Source organism: Citricoccus zhacaiensis (genome assembly GCF_014645315.1).
GTDB lineage: Bacteria > Actinomycetota > Actinomycetes > Actinomycetales > Micrococcaceae > Citricoccus > Citricoccus zhacaiensis.
Genome location: NZ_BMLQ01000004.1, coordinates 1 through 17888, shown reverse-complemented (window position 1 = coordinate 17888; position 17888 = coordinate 1). Strand labels below are relative to the sequence as shown.

At 69.4% G+C, this 17888-nt stretch carries 15 protein-coding genes; 11 read left to right on the top strand and 4 right to left on the bottom strand.

Features of this window, described 5'->3' with window-relative positions:
• Positions 1-95 precede the first annotated feature (95 nt).
• Positions 96-1091, bottom strand: coding sequence for a quinone oxidoreductase family protein (locus IEX49_RS07495; protein WP_188805565.1), 996 nt, complete (start codon positions 1089-1091; stop codon positions 96-98).
• Between the two features lie 109 nt (positions 1092-1200).
• Here IEX49_RS07495 and argC point away from each other — a divergent pair, with 109 nt between their 5' ends.
• The 6 genes from argC to argR are packed head-to-tail and all read left to right on the top strand — an operon-like array spanning position 1201 to position 7271.
• Positions 1201-2241: an N-acetyl-gamma-glutamyl-phosphate reductase gene (argC, locus tag IEX49_RS07490; protein WP_188805564.1), complete on the top strand. Its 1041-nt coding sequence runs from the start codon at positions 1201-1203 to the stop codon at positions 2239-2241.
• Positions 2238-3398: a bifunctional glutamate N-acetyltransferase/amino-acid acetyltransferase ArgJ gene (gene argJ, locus IEX49_RS07485; protein WP_188805563.1), complete on the top strand. Its 1161-nt coding sequence runs from the start codon at positions 2238-2240 to the stop codon at positions 3396-3398. The genes argC and argJ overlap by 4 nt, the downstream gene beginning before the upstream one ends.
• Positions 3399-3406: 8 nt before the next feature.
• The gene (gene argB / locus IEX49_RS07480; protein WP_373286698.1) at positions 3407-4390 is read left to right on the top strand and encodes an acetylglutamate kinase; all 984 of its coding nucleotides are present in this window, start codon (positions 3407-3409) and stop codon (positions 4388-4390) included.
• Between the two features lie 9 nt (positions 4391-4399).
• Positions 4400-5743: an acetylornithine transaminase gene (locus IEX49_RS07475; protein ID WP_229672464.1), complete on the top strand. Its 1344-nt coding sequence runs from the start codon at positions 4400-4402 to the stop codon at positions 5741-5743.
• A complete protein-coding gene (gene argF, locus IEX49_RS07470) occupies positions 5740-6777 on the top strand; it encodes an ornithine carbamoyltransferase (protein WP_229672387.1) in 1038 nt (345 codons plus the stop codon). Before IEX49_RS07475 ends, argF begins: the two co-directional genes overlap by 4 nt.
• Entirely contained in the window at positions 6774-7271 is a 498-nt protein-coding gene (argR, locus tag IEX49_RS07465; RefSeq protein WP_188805560.1) for an arginine repressor, read from the top strand. The genes argF and argR overlap by 4 nt, the downstream gene beginning before the upstream one ends.
• 30 nt (positions 7272-7301) lie before the next feature.
• On the opposite strand, the gene IEX49_RS07460 is transcribed toward argR, so the two are convergent.
• The 3 genes from IEX49_RS07460 to IEX49_RS07450 all read right to left on the bottom strand — a co-directional run bounded on the left by IEX49_RS07460 (position 7302) and on the right by IEX49_RS07450 (position 9709).
• Entirely contained in the window at positions 7302-8066 is a 765-nt protein-coding gene (locus IEX49_RS07460; protein WP_188805559.1) for a hypothetical protein, read from the bottom strand.
• A gap of 225 nt (positions 8067-8291) precedes the next feature.
• On the bottom strand, positions 8292-9008 hold the full coding sequence (gene rpf / locus IEX49_RS07455; RefSeq protein ID WP_188805558.1) for a resuscitation-promoting factor Rpf: 717 nt from the start codon (positions 9006-9008) through the stop codon (positions 8292-8294).
• A 242-nt stretch (positions 9009-9250) separates the two neighbouring features.
• Positions 9251-9709 carry an ankyrin repeat domain-containing protein gene (locus tag IEX49_RS07450; RefSeq protein WP_188805557.1) on the bottom strand — a complete coding sequence of 153 codons (459 nt, stop codon included), beginning with the start codon at positions 9707-9709 and terminating at the stop codon, positions 9251-9253.
• 213 nt (positions 9710-9922) lie between these two features.
• Here IEX49_RS07450 and IEX49_RS07445 point away from each other — a divergent pair, with 213 nt between their 5' ends.
• From IEX49_RS07445 to tyrS, 5 genes are all read left to right on the top strand, one after another.
• A complete protein-coding gene (locus tag IEX49_RS07445) occupies positions 9923-11170 on the top strand; it encodes an argininosuccinate synthase (protein ID WP_188805556.1) in 1248 nt (415 codons plus the stop codon).
• Between the two features lie 93 nt (positions 11171-11263).
• Positions 11264-12667 (top strand): argininosuccinate lyase, encoded by a 1404-nt coding sequence (gene argH, locus IEX49_RS07440; RefSeq protein WP_188805833.1) that lies wholly within the window; start codon positions 11264-11266, stop codon positions 12665-12667.
• On the top strand, positions 12667-13392 hold the full coding sequence (locus IEX49_RS07435; RefSeq protein WP_188805832.1) for a DNA-3-methyladenine glycosylase: 726 nt from the start codon (positions 12667-12669) through the stop codon (positions 13390-13392). Before argH ends, IEX49_RS07435 begins: the two co-directional genes overlap by 1 nt.
• A 136-nt stretch (positions 13393-13528) precedes the next feature.
• Positions 13529-15769 (top strand): HelD family protein, encoded by a 2241-nt coding sequence (locus IEX49_RS07430; protein ID WP_188805831.1) that lies wholly within the window; start codon positions 13529-13531, stop codon positions 15767-15769.
• A gap of 83 nt (positions 15770-15852) precedes the next feature.
• A complete protein-coding gene (gene tyrS, locus IEX49_RS07425) occupies positions 15853-17199 on the top strand; it encodes a tyrosine--tRNA ligase (RefSeq protein WP_229672383.1) in 1347 nt (448 codons plus the stop codon).
• The last annotated feature ends 689 nt before the right edge of the window (positions 17200-17888 follow it).

Below are 17888 nucleotides of genomic sequence, written 5' to 3'. Positions count from 1 at the left end.
CATCTTATCGTGATTCCTGTCCCTCGGTCCGGAGATGTCGCCGACTGGCGGCCGCCTGACGATGCGCACGGCCGGTGTCCCGGCCGCCGGCTGATCTACGGCAGCAGCAGGGACTTTCCTGTGGTGCGGCGGGATTCGAGGTCCCCGTGCGCCCGGCCTGCCTCGGCCAGGGGGTACGTCGCTCCGATCCGGAAGTCGAGGGTGCCGGCGTCGAGGGCGGAGAACAGTTCCTGGGCCCGCCACCGGGTCTCCTCGGCGGTCAAGGTGTGGTGCACCAGGGTGGGGCGGGTGAGGAACACCGAGCCGGCGGAGTTGAGGCGCTGGGGGTCCAGCGGGGGCACCGGCCCCGAGGCGCCACCGAAGAGGGCCAGGGTTCCACGGATCCGCAGGGAGGCCAGGGACTCGTCGAATGTGTCCCGGCCGACCCCGTCGAACACGGCGTCAACGCCGCGTCCACCGGTGAGGTCCCGCACGGCGTCGGCAAACCCCGAGTAGTCGAGGACGTGGCTGGCGCCCGCCGCGCGGGAGAGTGCCTTCTTCTCCTCGGTGGAGGCCGTGGTGATGACGGTGGCGCCGTGGGACACGCACAGCTGGGTCAGCAGCAGGCCCACGCCTCCGGCACCGGCATGGACGAGGACTGTCTGGCCCGGCTGGACCTCCACGGTGGACCGGCACAGGTAGTGGGCAGTCATGCCCTGAAGGGGGATGGCCGCGGCCTCCGCCGGGTCCACTCCGCTCGGCACCGGCAGCAACTGGTCCACCGGGGCGGTGAAGTATTCGGCGTAGGTCCCGGAACCTGCCGCCGTGGCGACCACATCGCCGACCGCCGCGGACGCACCGTCGGCCTCGGGGCCGAGGGCGACCACTGTCCCCGATCCCTCGGAGCCGGGTGTGAACGGGTGGGACATCCGGTACACGCCCGAGCGCTGGTAGGTCTCAATGAAGTTCAGGCCCGCGGCCGCCGTCCTGACCAGGACCTCTCCGGGGCCCGGCGAAGGGACGGGGACCTCCGTCCACTGCAGTGCCTCGGGCCCCCCGGAGGCGTGGACGCGAATGGCATGCTGGGTGCTGGGGAGGGGAGTCTCGGTCATGGTGCCTACCGTAGTCGCGCCCGGCGGCCTATGGGGCGGTGATGCGTGTACGGCAGCCCAACTCTGCATAAATATTGGCAACACTGCATATTTCACCTAGCATGGGCGCATGAGTCTCACAGTTGCCGTCTCCGGCGCCAGCGGATATGCCGGAGGAGAAGTCCTGCGCCTCCTCCTCTCCCACCCGGAAGTGGAGATCGGGGCCATCACGGCCCACTCGAACGCCGGGGAGCGTCTGGGTGCCCTCCAGCCTCATCTGCATACCCTGGCCGATCGCGTCCTGCAGGAGACCACGGCTGAGGTGCTGGCCGGCCATGACGTCGTCTTCCTGGCCCTGCCGCACGGTGCCAGTGGTGCCATCGCCGCTGAACTCGAGCTGCTCTCGCCGGGGACCCTCGTGATCGACGCCGGCGCGGACCACCGCCTGCAGTCACCGCAGGCCTGGGAGAGGTTCTACGGCTCCGACCACGCTGGGACCTGGCCCTACGGCCTGCCCGAGCTGCCCGGGCAGCGGGCGGAGATCGCCGGGGCGTCGCGGATCGCCGTCCCAGGCTGCTATCCGACCACGTGTCTGCTCGCCCTCGCCCCCGGTTTCACCGCCGGGGTCCTTGCACCGGAGGACGTCGTGATCGTGGCTGCCTCGGGGACCTCCGGGGCGGGCAAGTCCCTCAAGCCGCACCTGCTGGGCAGCGAGGCCATGGGCTCCATGAGCCCCTATGGCGTGGGGGGCGGGCACCGGCACACCCCCGAGATCGAGCAGGGGCTCACGCAGGCGGCGGGGGAGCCCGTCACGGTGTCCTTCACCCCGACGCTGGCGCCGATGCCCCGCGGCATCCTGGCCACCGCCACGGCCCGCCTGAAGCCCGGCGTGGACTCCGCCGAGGTCCGTGGCGCCTGGGAGCAGGCCTACGGGAAGGAACGGTTCGTGCACCTGCTGCCTGAGGGGCAGTGGCCGACCACCCAGTCCGTGCTGGGCTCCAACCACGTGGTCATGCAGCTGGCCGTGGACGCGCACGCCGGCCGCGTCATCATCACCGCTGCCCTGGACAACCTGACCAAGGGGACCGCTGGCGGCGCCATCCAATCCATGAACCTCGCTCTCGGTCTGGCCGAGGAGACGGGCCTGACCCAACAGGGGATCGCACCATGAGCGTCACCACAGCCCAGGGTTTCCGCGCCGCCGGTGTGGCCGCCGGACTGAAGTCGACCGGGAAACCGGACGTGGCCGTCGTCGTGAACGACGGGCCGGACCGCCACGCGGCCGCCGTCTTCACGTCCAACCGGGTGGCTGCTGCCCCCGTGGTCTGGTCGCGCCAGGTGATCGCGGACGGGCGGGTGGATGCCGTGGTGCTGAACTCGGGCGGGGCCAATGCCGCCACCGGCCACCAGGGGTTCCAGGACACGCATGCCACCGCGGAGCATGCCGCCGGACAGCTCGGGATCTCCGCCGGGGACGTGCTCGTCTGCTCCACCGGCCTGATCGGGCAGCCCCAGCCGATGGACCGGTTGATCCCAGGCGTGACCGCCGCTGCGGGAGCACTGGGAGCCGACGGTGGCGCTGACGCGGCCGAGGCCATCATGACCACGGACACGGTGCCCAAGACCGCGGTCCACCGTGGCCCCGGGTACGTGATCGGGGGCATGGCCAAGGGAGCCGGCATGCTCGCGCCGGGCATGGCGACCATGCTGTGCGTCATCACCACCGACGCTGCAGTGGACTCCGCCGAGCTGGATTCGGCCTTGACCGAGGCGGTCCGGACCACGTTCAACCGCACGGATTCCGATGGCTGCATGTCCACGAACGACACCGTGGCACTGCTCGCCTCCGGGGCGAGCGGGACCCGGCCGGACGCTGCGGAGTTCCAGGCGGGCCTGCGCACGGTCTGCGCGGACCTGGCGCGGCAACTGATCTCCGACGCCGAGGGTGCCGCCCACGAGATCTCCATCCAGGTCGTCAACGCGAGCACCGAGGAGGCCGCCGAGGCGGTGGCCCGCGCCGTGTCCCGGTCCAACCTGTTCAAAGCCGCCGTGTTCGGCCAGGACCCGAACTGGGGTCGCGTCATCTCCGCCGTCGGCACGGTTCCGGAGGAGGTGGCCCCGTTCGACGCCGAGCGTCTCGATGTGCACTTCAACGGAGTCCAGGTCTGCCGCGACTCCGGGGTGGGCGAGGACCGCGAGCTCGTGGACCTCTCCCCGCGCGAGGTGAGCGTGGTCATCGACCTGCACGCTGGTCAGGCCACCGCCACCATCTGGACCAATGACCTCACGCACGACTACGTGCATGAGAACTCCGCGTATTCGAGCTGAGAGCCACCATGAGCGAGATGACTGACACCACCGGTGCTACTGACACCACCGGGACGACCGCCGGCACCGGGAACACCGGCGTTCCGGGTTTCCCCGACGGTGCTGCCGCCAAGGCGGCCGTGCTGGTGGAGGCCCTGCCCTGGATCAAGCGCTTCTCCGGCACCACCATGGTGATCAAGTACGGCGGCAACGCCATGGTGTCCGATGAGCTGCGCCGGGCCTTCGCCGAGGACATCGTCTTTCTCCACCACTGCGGCATCCATCCCGTTGTGGTGCACGGGGGCGGGCCGCAGATCAACGCCATGCTGGACCGGCTGGGCATCGAATCAGAGTTTGCCGGGGGACTGCGCGTCACCACCGCCGAGGCCATGGACGTGGTCCGCATGGTGCTCACCGGCCAGGTCGGCCGGGAGCTCGTGGGCCTGGTCAACGGACACGGGCCCTACGCCGTCGGGATGTCCGGCGAGGATGCCGCCTTGTTCCAGGCCCAGCGGACCGGCACCGAGGTGGACGGCGAGCCGGTGGACCTCGGGCTGGTCGGCGAGGTCACCCAGGTCAACCCGGGTGCCATCCGGGACCTGGTGGAGAACGGGCGGATCCCCGTCGTGTCCTCGGTGGCCCCGGAGATCAGCGCCGGCGGCCGGGCCACGGGGGAGGTGCTGAACGTCAATGCGGACACCGCCGCTGCTGCCCTGGCCGTGGCGCTCGGTGCCTCGAAACTCGTGGTCCTCACGGACGTGGAGGGCCTGTACTCCCACTGGCCGGACCGGACATCGCTGGTCTCCTCCCTGTCCGCCGGCGAGCTGCGCGAGCTGCTGCCCAGCCTCGAGGCCGGGATGATCCCCAAGATGGCCGCCTGCCTCCAGGCCGTCGACGGCGGCGTGCCCCAGGCACACATCGTGGACGGCCGGGCGCCGCACTCGATGCTGCTCGAGGTCTTCACCACGGCGGGCGTGGGGACCCAGGTTCTGCCCGATGACCACACCGACTGAGGGAACATGATGAACGATTCGACCCCTGGCGCCTCCGCCACCGCTGCCGCCGGAACCGGCGCCCCCGCCCAGACTGGACTGCTCGGGCGCTATGCCTCCTCGCTGACCGGAGTCTTCGGTGCCCCCAGCCGGGTCCTGGTCCGCGGTGAGGGCGTGCACGTCTGGGATGCCGACGGCCGCCGGTACACGGACTTCCTCGGCGGGATCGCCGTCAACGCGCTGGGCCACGCCCACCCGGCCCTCGTCGCGGCGGTGACCGAGCAGCTGGGGACCCTGGGCCACATCTCCAACCTGTTCACCTCCGGCCCGCAGATCGCGCTGGCCGAACGGCTCCTGGACCTCGCCGAGGCCCCCGAGGGCTCCACCGTGTTTTTCGCCAACTCCGGATCCGAGGCCAACGAGGCCGCCCTGAAGCTGGCCCGACGCCACGGCCGCGAGGATCCCTCCGGCCGCCGCACCCGGGTCCTGGCGCTGGAGCACAGTTTCCACGGCCGCACCCTCGGCGCCCTGGCCATGACCTGGAAGCCTGCCTACCGCGAGCCGTTCGAACCCCTGCCCGGGGGCATCGAGTTCATCCCCGCCGGTGACGCGTCCGCGCTCGAGGCCGCTCTCGATGAGACCGTGGCCGCCGTCATCATCGAACCCGTGCAGGGCGAGTCCGGCGTGCACGGCTGGCCGGCCGGCTACCTGCAGGCCGCCCGGGAGCTCACCCGCCGCCACGGCGCGCTGCTGATCTTCGACGAGGTCCAGTCCGGTACCGGCCGCACGGGGACGTGGTTCGCCCACCAGAACCCCGCCGTCACCGGTCAGGATGCGCCGGTGGTGCCGGACGCGATGACGCTGGCCAAGGGGCTGGGCGGTGGCGTCCCGATCGGCGCCATGATCAGCTTCGGTCCGCAGGTCTCCGCCCTGCTCACCGCCGGTCAGCACGGCACCACCTTCGGCGGCAACCCCGTGGCCACCGCCGCCGGGATGGCGGTGCTGGACACGATCGACCAGACCGGGCTGCTGGAGCACGTCCGTGACCTCGGCGCCCGCTTGGCGCGCGGGCTCGGCGCCGTGGACGGGGTCACCGCGGCGCGCCAGTACGGCCTGCTCATCGGCGTGGACATCACCGTGCCCTCCGGCATGCAGGCCCCGGTGCCCGACGGCGGCCTGGCACCGGCCGTGGTCCGCGCCGGTCTCGAGGCGGGGTACCTGCTCAACGCCACCGGACCCTCCACCCTGCGCCTGGCTCCGCCCCTGATCCTGGAAGAGGAGGAGGCCGACCGCCTGGTGGCCGACCTCCCGTCGCTCCTGGACGCGGCCCTGCAGGCGCATCAGCCACAGCACGATCAGGAGAACAGAGCATGACCCCCAGCACCACGCCGTCTTCGGCGCCCCTCCGGCACTTCCTCGTCGACACCGACCTCACCGCGGCCGAACAGGCAGAGGTCCTGGATCTGGCGCAGGCCATGAAGGCCGACCGCTACCTGCACCGGCCCCTGGCCGGACCGCAGACCGGCATCGTGTTCTTCGACAAGACCTCCACCCGGACGCGGGTGTCCTTCGCCGCGGGCATCGCGGACCTCGGAGGGCAGCCCCTGATCGTCAACCCCGGTGAGGCTCAGCTGGGCCACAAGGAGTCCATCGCGGACACCGCCCAGGTGCTGTCCCGGATGGTGTCCGTCATCGTCTGGCGCACGTACGCGCAAGCGGGTCTGGAGGAGATGGCCGAGCACGCCACCGTGCCCGTGGTCAACGCCCTCTCGGACGACTACCACCCCTGCCAACTGCTGGCGGACCTGTTGACGGTACGTGAGCACAAGGGGCGCACGGAGGGCTTGGTCATGACCTATCTCGGGGATGCCGCGAACAACATGGCCAACTCGTACCTGCTGGCCGGCGTGACCGCGGGGATGCACGTGCGGGTCACGGGCCCCTCGGGGTACCTGCCGGACGCCGCCGTGGTGGCGGCCGCCGAGGCCCGGGCCGCCGAGACCGGGGGATCGGTGCTGGTCACGACCGATGCCGCGCAGGCACTGGACGGCGCCGACGTCGTGGTCACCGACACCTGGATCTCCATGGGCCAGGAAGAGGAGAAGGAAGCCCGGCAGACCCTGTTCCGTGACTACGCCGTGGACGCCCAGGCCATGGCGAAGGCCGCGCCGGACGCGGTGTTCCTGCACTGCCTCCCGGCCTACCGGGGCCTCGAGGTCTCGGCGGAGGTCATCGACGGACCGCAGTCAGTGGTGTTCGACGAGGCCGAGAACCGCCTGCATGCCCAGAAGGCCCTGATGGCCTGGCTGCTCTACCGTTCCGGTCTGGCCACCGCGCCGGCCACCACACCGACCGGCGCTGCGCTCGGTGACGGACGTGTCTCCATCGCCGGTTCTGACGTCCGATGAGCGCTCCGGCCACCAAGACCGCACGTCAAGCGGCGATCAAGGACGTCCTCGCCGCCACCGAGGTGCACAGCCAGGCCGAGCTGCTGTCCGAACTGAGCGCCCGGGGAGTCTCGGTGACGCAAGGGACGCTGTCCCGCGATCTCGTCGAGCTGGGCGCCTACCGGGTGCGCGCCGACAGCGGACAGCTGGTCTACTCGGTTCCGCCGGAGGGGCCGGTGCCGGGCGAGCTTGCCGCCCGGCGGGCTCCGGAGGCCCTGGAGCACCGGCTGTCCAGCCTGTGCCGGGACCTGCTGGTGGCGGCTGAATCCAGCGCCAACCTGGTCATTCTCCGGACCCCGCCCGGCGCGGCGCAGTTCCTCGCCAGCGTCATCGACCAGTCACGCCAACCGGACATCCTCGGCACGATTGCCGGGGACGATACGATCATGATCGTGACGCGTGCGCCGGACGGGGGAGTCGCCGTCGCCGGGCGGTTCCTCGAGTACGCGGGGTAGCCCCGCGCGGTCTCGACGAACCGGCGGGACTTAGAGGCCCGGGACCGAGAAGATCGTGTCCTCGGCCGGCATCTCCACCGTCTCCACGGCGTCCCACTCGGAGAAGTCGATCGTCCCGGCGCCGGACGAGGAGTCGGAAGAAGCCGAGGGGGAGGCGGACTCGTCGTCGGAGGATGCTGCTTCGGCCTCGACGCGGACCAGCTTGTTGTCCTTGGACACGTAGAGGCTCACGGGATCGTCGGAGTCCTCGGTGCTGCCGGTGTACTTGTAGACCTCTTCGCCATTCAGCTCGACGGTCTCGGAGGTGTACTCGGAATCGCTGAACTCATCGGACGAGGGGATGTCCTCGGTGAAGGCGTCCCACAGGGTTGACATGGTGAAACCGCCCTGTTCTGCGGGCATCTCCAGCCACTTGTCACCCACCATCTCCTGCAGCTGGGCGCCGCCCCCGTTCTCCTCGTAGAACGCGGTGTTCGGCTTCATGTAGGTGTACTCGTCGTTGCCGAGGATCTCGACCGCGACCTCCCCCATGGCCACGTTCCCGGAGTAGGAGGAATCGTCGATCTGACCGGAGATGGCCACGGTCATGTCCTGGCCGCCCTGGCTCACGCTGCCGTCGATGGCCACGGAGGTGGCTTCCTCGATCGACGCGTGGGCCTCGGGCCACACGTCCTCCAGTGCCGGAACGTCGGAGCCGGCGCAGCCGGCCAGGGCCAGGGCGGCAGTGGCGCCCAGTGCGGTGATGCCCAGGGCGCGGAGCGGCTGGCGCCGGGTGGTGGTAATGCTCGTCGGCATAGATGTCCCCCTCGAGACTGTTGAACCGATGATGTCCGGCCGCAGGGTGCGACAGGGCGAAACGATCACGGGTGAGGCCAGCCTATCGGCGTCCAGCACCAACGCAGAACGCGTTGGATGGGGAGTACTCCCCATCCAACGCGTTCGCTTCACTGCTGGCAGTCGGTGCGGACCATTGGTCCGTCCGGTGCCGTCAGCCGGTGCTACAGAACTGAACCGTGAGGATCAGGCCGGCAGGTGCAGGGTCTGGCCGACGAAGATCAGGTTGGCGTCAGCCACGGTGTCCGTGTTGGCAGCGTACAGGGCCTCCCAGCCGCCCTCGACCCCGTGGGCCTCGGCCAGCTTGGACAGGGTGTCGCCGGCCTGGACGGTGATGGTCTCGTCCGACTTCTCGACCGGGGACACGGCGGAGGCGCGCTCCTCCTGGACCGGGGCCTGCTGCTGCGGTGCCTGCTGCTTCGGCTCCGCTTGCTTCTTCTCGGCCTTGGGTGCGGCCTGCGCCTTCGGAGCAGCCTCCTGAGTCTGGGAGGAGGTCTCGGCCGACTGGGTGGTGACCTCGGCGCTGCCGCCGTTGCCGTAGAGGCCCAGCTTGGCGGAGCAAGCGGGCCAGGCGCCCCAGCCCTGCATGGAGAGCAGGTTCTCGGCCACGCGGATCTGCTCGGCCTTGGAGGCCTGGTGCGGCATGCCGGAGCCACCGGCGGCGCTCCACGAGCTCGGGGAGAACTGCAGGCCACCGTAGTAGCCGTTGCCGGTGTTGATGGACCAGTTGCCGCCGGACTCGCACTGGGCCAGGGCGTCCCAGCTGGAGGCCGGGGCGGCGGTGGCGGGAGCGGAGAGGGCGGTCAGGCCGGCACCGGCCACGGCGACGCCGGCGAGGCCAGCGGCTGAGCGGCGGATGATGGTGCGGCGGGTGGACTGGGAGGCAGTGGAAGTCTTCTGCATGGTTTCTTGGGGTGTCGGCCCACCACTGCTCAGGTCGTCCCCGACCGTCCATGCAGCACCGTCCGCCGTCCGCGATGGATTTCACGGCACGGGGTTCCCAAGGGACGGTGCAGGTGGGGGAACCCCGCAGGCTTCCTGCCAGATCACGAAAAGATCACGAGGCAGGACTAGGTCCAGTGAAATGCATCAGAACGATAACGTCAAATTATCCGCGGTGCTCGGGGTGGATTCTCATCCTGCCCTCATGTGCGGAGCTCGGGATCGTCCAGAAGTGCCCGCATCGAATCTAGCCCGAACATGTCGACGGCCGCGCGGGCGCTCACGGGGCCCTCGTCCGGATCCGCGCCCGCGGCCAGGAGCGCCCGCACCGACTCCTCGTTCTGGACGAAGACGGCACAGGACAGGGCGGATTGCCCCCGGCCATTGAGGCGGTGCACGTCGGCGCCGCGCCCGATCAGAGCCGTCACCAGCGCCGGATGGTTGTTGTAGGTCGCGAGGATCAACAGGGTGTCGCCCTTGTGATTGGCCAGGTCGACGGGGACGCCCTGGTCGAGGACGGGTAGCAGTCGGTCGCCGTCCCCGGCGCGGGCCAGATCGAAGAGGGAGTTCAGGAACTCCAGCTCCTCGTCGGTCAGCTCCGGGGTGCCGTTCGCTGTCGGCTGGTCTTCGGACTGGTTCGCGTGTGGGGTATCGCTCGTCATGGCACCAGATTACGGTGAGGGCACGGTGTCGTGGGGACACGTAGAGGGGTGCACGCGGCGGTCCGCGCGGCGCTGACCGGTGGTTCGGCATGCGTTGCATAAATATGTAGACTCTTGCATAGAGCAGGCCGGCCGTTCCGTACGCGGCCCCGTGGCAGGCACCATCGCAGGCGGCAACGCCGGCACTATCGCAGGCAACAGAAGGAGTACGCAATGACAGAGCGCATCGTCTTGGCCTATTCGGGCGGACTGGATACGTCAGTGGCCATCGGATGGATCAGCGAGGCCACGGGTGCCGAGGTGATCGCCGTGGCCGTGGACGTGGGCCAGGGCGGCGAGGACCTGGAGACCATCCGCCAGCGTGCCCTGGACTGCGGTGCCGTCGAAGCCTATGTCGCGGATGCCCGGGACGAGTTCGCCGAGCAGTACTGCATGCCCACGCTCAAGGCCAACGGCCTGTACATGGACGCCTACCCCCTCGTCTCGGCCATCTCCCGGCCGGTCATCGTCCGCCACCTGGTCGCGGCCGCCCGCCAGTTCGGGGCCTCCACCGTGGCCCACGGCTGCACCGGCAAGGGCAATGACCAGGTGCGCTTCGAGGTCGGCATCCAGACCCTGGGCCCGGACCTGAAGTGCATCGCGCCCGTCCGGGACCTCGCCCTGACCCGGGACAAGGCCATCGAGTATGCCGAGCGCCATGAGCTGCCGATCGTCACCACGAAGAAGAACCCCTTCTCGATCGACCAGAACGTGTGGGGCCGCGCCGTGGAGACCGGTTTCCTCGAGGACATCTGGAACGGTCCGACCAAGGACGTCTACGACTACTCGGATGACCCGGCCTTCCCGCCGGCCCCGGATGTCGTCACCGTGACCTTCGACCAGGGCGTGCCCACCGCCCTGGACGGCCGCTCGCTCTCCGCATTGCAGATCATCGAGGAGATGAACCGCCGGGCCGGCGCCCAGGGCATTGGCCGCATCGACATCGTCGAGGACCGCCTGGTCGGCATCAAGTCCCGCGAGATCTACGAGGCCCCGGGCGCGATGGCGCTCATGACCGCCCACCGGGAGCTGGAGAACGTGACCCTCGAACGCGAGCAGGCCCGCTTCAAGAAGACCGTGGACCAGCGCTGGACCGAGATCGTCTATGACGGCCAGTGGTTCTCCCCGCTGAAGAAGAACCTGGACACCTTCGTGGACGAGACCCAGAAGTACGTCTCCGGCGACATCCGCATGGAGATGCACGGCGGCCGCGCCACCGTGCAGGGACGCCGCTCCGACACGGGCCTGTACGACTTCAGCCTGGCCACCTATGACGAGGGCGATGCCTTCGACCAGTCCTCGGCCCGGGGCTTCATCGACATCTTCGGCCTGTCCTCGAAGGTGGCCACCGAACGTGACGAGCGCGTGGCCGGTGACGTGGACTCGCTGGCCGACGTCGCTCAGCTCTCGAACGAGAGCTGAGCCGTGTCCGAGAACGCGTCGGAGAAGCACGCGGATCCCGAGGCCGCAGGCCGGCCCGGGCCGGCGGAACGCCACGGCACCAACGAGGGCTCTCTGTGGGGCGGCCGGTTCGCCGGCGGCCCCGCCGATGCCCTGGCGGCGTTGAGTAAGTCCACCGACTTCGACTGGCGGCTGGCCCGGTATGACATCGCCGGGTCCCGGGCCCACGCCCGGGTGCTGCACGATGCCGGCCTGCTCGACGACGTCGAACTCACCGGCATGCTGGCCGCCCTCGACCGCCTGGAGGACGATGTGGTCTCGGGCGCCTATGTTGCCTCGGAGGCGGATGAGGACGTCCACGGCTCCCTGGAGCGTGGACTCATCGAGCGGGCCGGACCGGAGTTGGGCGGCAAGCTCCGCGCCGGCCGGTCCCGCAACGACCAGATCGCCACGCTGGGCCGGATGTTCCTGCGCGACCACGCCCGGGTGATCGCCGCTCGCCTGGTGGAGACGATCGACGCCCTGGTGGCCCAGGCCGAGGCACACCCGTACGCGCCGATGCCCGGCCGGACGCACCTGCAGCATGCGCAACCGGTGCTGCTGAGCCATCACCTCCTGGCCCATGCCTGGTCGATGGCCCGGGACGTGGAGCGCTTCGTGGACTGGGACCGCCGTGCCGCGGTGTCGCCCTACGGTTCGGGCGCCCTGGCCGGGTCTTCGCTCGGACTCGACCCGAACGCGGTCGCCACCGAGCTCGGATTCGACTCCGCGGCCTGGAACTCGATCGACGGCACTGCCGCCCGGGACGTCTTCGCGGAGTTCGCCTGGGTGAGTGCCATGGTCGGCGTGGACCTGTCCCGCATCAGTGAGGAGATCATCTTCTGGGCCACCAAGGAGGCCGGTTTCGTCACTCTGGACGATGCCTACTCCACGGGCTCCTCGATCATGCCGCAGAAGAAGAACCCGGATGTCGCCGAACTGGCGCGCGGCAAGTCAGGGCGTCTGATCGGCAACCTGACCGGTCTGCTGGCGACCCTCAAGGGGCTGCCGCTGGCGTACAACCGTGACCTGCAGGAGGACAAGGAGCCGGTCTTCGATGCCGCGGACACCCTGGAGCTGTTGCTGCCCGCGGTCTCCGGGATGATCGCGACGCTGACCTTCAACACGGAGAAGATGGCAGCGCTGGCGCCCCAGGGATTCGCCCTGGCCACGGACATCGCGGAATGGCTGGTCCGCCAGGGCGTGCCGTTCCGTGAGGCCCACGAGCTGTCCGGCGAGGCAGTCAAGCTGGCCGAGTCCCGGGGCGGGGAGCTGTGGGACCTCACGGACGAGGACTATGCCGCCATCTCCCCGGCCCTGACGCCGGAGGTCCGCACGGTCCTGTCCACCGAGGGTTCACTCAACTCCCGCAGCGCGCAGGGCGGCACCGCCCCGGTGGCCGTCGCGGCGCAGTTGTCCGAGCTCCGGTCCCGGCTGGAACCGCTGCGCGCCTTCGGGGACTCCTCGGTCCTGCCGTGATCCCGAGAGGCCTGGAGCCCCTGGAACGTGGGAGCCTGCACGCGGCACCACTGCTGTTGGGCTCCACGCTGACCGTCGCCCGTCAGGGAGCGGCGGTCAGCGTGCGCCTGACGGAGGTCGAGGCCTACGAGGGATCCCGCGACCCCGGCTCGCACGGCTTCCGGGGGCGCACCGCGCGCACTGCCACCATGTTCGGGCCGGTCGGTCACATCTACGTGTACTTCACCTACGGGATGCACTGGTGCGTGAACATCGTCTGCGGTCCGGAGGGAACCAGCTCGGGCGTGCTGCTGCGCGCCGGCGAGGTGGTCGCGGGGATGGACACCGCCCTCGCGCGCCGTGGTGCCGGTGCCGTGGCCGGCTCTGCTGGCCGTCCCCATCCGTCCAGGCAGGTCCGTCAGCTGGCCTCGGGCCCGGCCCGCCTGGCGCAGGCGCTGGGCATCGGGGCCGGCGACGACGGCTCAGCCCTGCTCCTCGGCCCGGCACCCGGTCAGGTGCTGGACCCGGCCTCGGAACAGCCGGCGCCGGACGGAATCTGGTTGTCCGGCCTGCGGTCCCGACGCCGGCCCGGGACCATGAGCGGCCCACGCACCGGGGTCTCCGGCGAGGGTGGGGGACCGGACTACCCGTGGCGCTTCTGGCTGCCGGACGAGCCTTCGGTGTCGCCCTACCGGGCGGCCAAGCCCCGGCGCCGTCGGGAGAGCCGGGACGAGACGCGGGATTAATATGGTGTTCACCCCAACGGCTGTACCATGGATGGTCACTCGTTCCGAGGTGCCCAGGGGTTCTGGCGGATTCGTCGGACCCTTCGGGCGCCATCGATAGCCCTAAGGTGTGCAAGGCATGACTGATGTGGTTCCGATCCACCAGACCGAACTGGAGCATGAGCGCGAATACGTCGCCGGGCTCTATGAGCGCCTGGACGAACTGCGTGCCGAGAAGGAACGTCAGCTGGCCCGAGTCCGCAAGGACGGCCCGCAGGGCTCGGTGCAGAACGTCTCCGAGCGTGATGCGTTCGCCACCCTCTACGAGGACCGCCTCGCCCAGCTCTACGCCGTCGACGACCGGCTGGTGTTCGGCCGGCTGGACATGGACGAAGGCGACGAACGCTACATCGGGCGCATCGGTCTGACGGACGAGGACCAGGTCAGGCTCATGGTCGACTGGCGGGCCCCGGAGGCCGGCGCCTTCTACCAGGCCACTGCCCATCAACGGCTGGGGGTGCGCCGCCGCCGCCACCTGATGCTGCGCGGTCGCACCGTGGCCGATCTCGAGGACGACGTCCTGGACGCCACGCTGCTGGACGATGAATCGACCCACCACGGCGCAGGAGCCCTCCTGGCGGCCGTCACGGCTCGGCGTACCGGCCAGATGGGTGACATCGTCGCCACCATCCAGGCCGAACAGGATGCCATCATCCGCTCACCCCTCAAGGGAGTGCTGGTGGTCCAGGGCGGTCCCGGCACCGGCAAGACGGCCGTGGCCCTGCACCGCGCCGCCTACCTGCTCTACACCCACCGCGAACGGCTGAAGACGGCGGGCGTGCTGCTCGTGGGGCCGTCGCAGTCGTTCATGCGCTACATCGACCGTGTGCTGCCCTCCCTCGGTGAGACCGGTGTGGTCATGTCCTCCCTCGGACGGCTGATGCCCGGCATCAAGGCCGTCCCCGAGACGGACCGGCGCGTCGCGAAGGTGAAGGGCCGGCTGTTCATGGCCGACGTGGTGGCCAACGCCGTGGCCAACCGCCAGCGCCTGCCGGATGGGCCGCGCCGGGTGGACGTCGGCGGGACCACCCTGACCATCCGCCCGAAGCAGGTCCGCCGGGCCCGCGACCGAGCCCGGGCCACGGGCAAGCCGCACAACGAGGCCCGCACCACGTTCGTCAAGATCATGGTGCGCGAGCTGGCCGACCAGCTGAAGGACAAGCTGGAGAAGTCCTCCGGAGCCGGCAACAACATCGACCGCGCCTACCTCTCCGAGGACGTCCGCACCTCGCGGGACGTGCGCATCGCCCTGAACCTGTGCTGGATGCCGCTGACTCCGGAGAAGCTCCTCTCTGACCTGTTCTCCAAACCAGGACACCTGGAGATGGCCGCCCCGTTCCTCAAGGCGAAGCAACGCCGCCGCCTGCTGCGTGCGGCCGACGCGCCCTGGACCGAGGCGGATGTCCCGCTGCTGGACGAGGCCGCCGAGTTGCTGGGGGAGTGGGACGCCAGCGCCGGCCGTCTCGAGGCCACTCAGCAGGCCGACCGTCAACGGGACGTGGCCAACGCCGAGGCCACCCTGGAGAACGTCCACGCCATGCTCGAGGACTTCGGGGTGGATGGCGTGGTCTCCGCCGAAGGCCTCGCTGATGCCAACCAGGCCGGGGACCACTATGTCTCCGCCGCCGAGCGGGCCGCCACGGACCGGACCTGGACCTACGGACACGTGGTGGTCGACGAGTCACAGGAACTCTCGCCCATGCAGTGGCGGTTGCTCATGCGCCGCTGTCCGCTGAAGTCGTTCACCATCGTCGGGGACATCGCCCAGGCCTCCTCGGCGGCCAACGTGACCTCCTGGGCCGAAGCCCTCGAGCCGTTCGTCCAGGACCGCTGGCACCTGGAGGAGCTGACGGTGAACTACCGCACCCCGGCCAAGATCACCCGGCTGGCCGCACGCGTGGCCCAGGAGGCCGGCCTGCCGGTGTCCAACCCGCAGGCCGTGCGAGAGGGTGACTGGGAACCGGCAGTCACCCGGGTGGCCCCGGAGGACCGTCAGGACGCGCTGCTGTCCGGCATCGCCGAAGACCTGGAACGGATCGACGGCGGCCTGCTCGCCGTGATCGCACCGGTCTCCCTCGAGGGTCAGGTCGCCACCCTGCTGCGGGCCAAGTACGGCGATCGCGTCGGCTCCGGCGGCGGGGGGCTGGGCCAGGACATCGTGGCCACCACCCCCGGCGAGGCCAAGGGCCTGGAATTCGACGCGGTCGTGCTGCTCGAGCCGGCCCAGATCGTGGCCGAGGCCGGCGGCATCGTCGGCGACCTCTATGTGGCCATGACCCGGTCCACCCAGACCCTGCGGATCCTGGCCTCCGGCGAACTGCCGGCCGGGCTGGACTAGCCGCCGGGCCGGCGTCGGGCCCCCACCGCCACCGACGCACCCGCTCACCCTGACGCATCGACACTCCCCGAGAGGCCCTCCCCGTGACCAGCACGTCCACCACCGGTGCCCCCACCGTGAACCCGGCCCTGGCCGGACAGACCAATGACCCGTCCTTCCCCACCCTCTGGCAGGAACTGCAGTGGCGCGGTCTCGTCCACGTCTCCACGGACGAGGCGGCCCTGGAGGAGTTGCTCGACGGCGAGCCGGTCACCTACTACTGCGGTTTCGACCCGACGGCCCCGTCCCTGCACCTGGGTAACCTGGTGCAGATCCTGCTGCTGCGCCGGCTCCAGCTGGCCGGCCACAAGCCCCTCGGACTGGTGGGCGGCTCCACCGGCCTGATCGGCGACCCGCGGCAGACGGCCGAACGTGTGCTGAACGACCGGGACACCGTCACCGAATGGGTGGGGTACCTGCGCGGACAGATCGAGCGTTTCCTGTCCTTCGAGGGGGACAACGCTGCGCGCATGGTCAACAACCTGGACTGGACCGGTCAGATGAGCGCCCTGGACTTCCTGCGGGACGTGGGCAAGCACTTCCGGGTGGGCACCATGGTCAAGAAGGAGACCGTGGCCAAACGCCTGAACTCGGACGAGGGGATCTCCTACACGGAATTCTCCTACCAGGTACTGCAGGGGATGGACTTCCTGAACCTGTACCGCGACTACGGCTGCCTGCTGCAGACGGGTGGCTCGGACCAGTGGGGCAACCTGACCTCGGGGACGGACCTGATCCGCAAGGTCGAGGGCGTTGCAGCCCACGCCATCGGCACTCCGCTGATCACCAATTCGGATGGGACCAAGTTCGGCAAGTCGGAGGGCAACGCCATCTGGCTGGACGCCCGGATGTGCTCGCCGTACACCTTCTACCAGTTCTGGCTGAACACCGCAGACGCGGACGTGATCGACCGCCTGAAGGTCTTCACCTTCCTCACCCGCGAGCAGATCGGGACGCTCGAGGCCAAGGTGCGTGAGGAGCCCTTCCGGCGGGAGGCGCAGAAGACTCTCGCCTGGGAGGTCACCTCCCTCGTGCACGGGGAGGACGCCACCCGCAAGGTCATCGACGCCTCGGCCGCGATCTTCGGCCAGGGGGATCTGGCCTCGGTGGACGAGCCCACCCTCGCGGCGGCCACCGCCGAGCTGCCGACGGCGGCCGCGGGCCTGGGAACGCACGGCCCCGTCGGCATCGTGGACCTGCTGACCTCCACCGGCTTGTCCGCCTCCAACTCGGAGGCACGTCGCACGGTCAACGACGGCGGTGCCGCGGTGAACAACGTCAAGGTCACCGATCTGGAGGCCACCTTTGGCACGGACGATGCCCTGCACGGGAAGTACCTCCTGGTGCGCCGCGGCAAGAAGAACATGGCTCTGGTGGACCTGACCGCCTGACCACCCGCGCCTCGGACGCGCGACGGGCCAGCTCCCGGCCCGCAGCATGGTGCATCACCGACTGGCCGCTCCCTCACCGGGGGAGCGGCCAGTCCCGTCTCGGCACAGCCCGGGACACCGGGGGAGACCTGCCTCACAACTCCATGGAACTTCGAGTCACGGGTTTGGAAAAACCCCGTAATCACGGGCATCCGAGGCCGTGGAGCGCCGTCTGGGGTGGATTTTGCGGCCACGCGATTCCGTGTGTATAGTTCTTCAAGTCGCCAGCCGCGAAAGCGGGAAAACAGGTGGCCACCCCGAACTGAAATGCAGGCCTAGACTACTGCGCCCTTCAAGGTGTAACGTCGAGGTCCCGCACGAAGTACGGGCCATGCAGGAAGAAGTGATTGAGCCCCTGAGCGGCCGTCATGGATCACCTGGATGGATATAACCGAAGAACTGAGATTTGGTTCGAAGAAATCGCCGGAAACGCCGATTTGACGGGATGAAATCGAAGGGATAAGGTTGAGAACCGCGGATGAGGAAAGCCGGAAAGCGGCCCAAAGAATTGGGTTTATCTGGTCAGTATTTATTACGTACCTGTTGTTTGAGAACTCAATAGTGTGCCAAGTTTGTTGATGCCAATTTTTTGAATTGGTTGATTGGTTGCTGGGACACACCCCGTGTGTTTGCAGTGACTTTTTGCCATG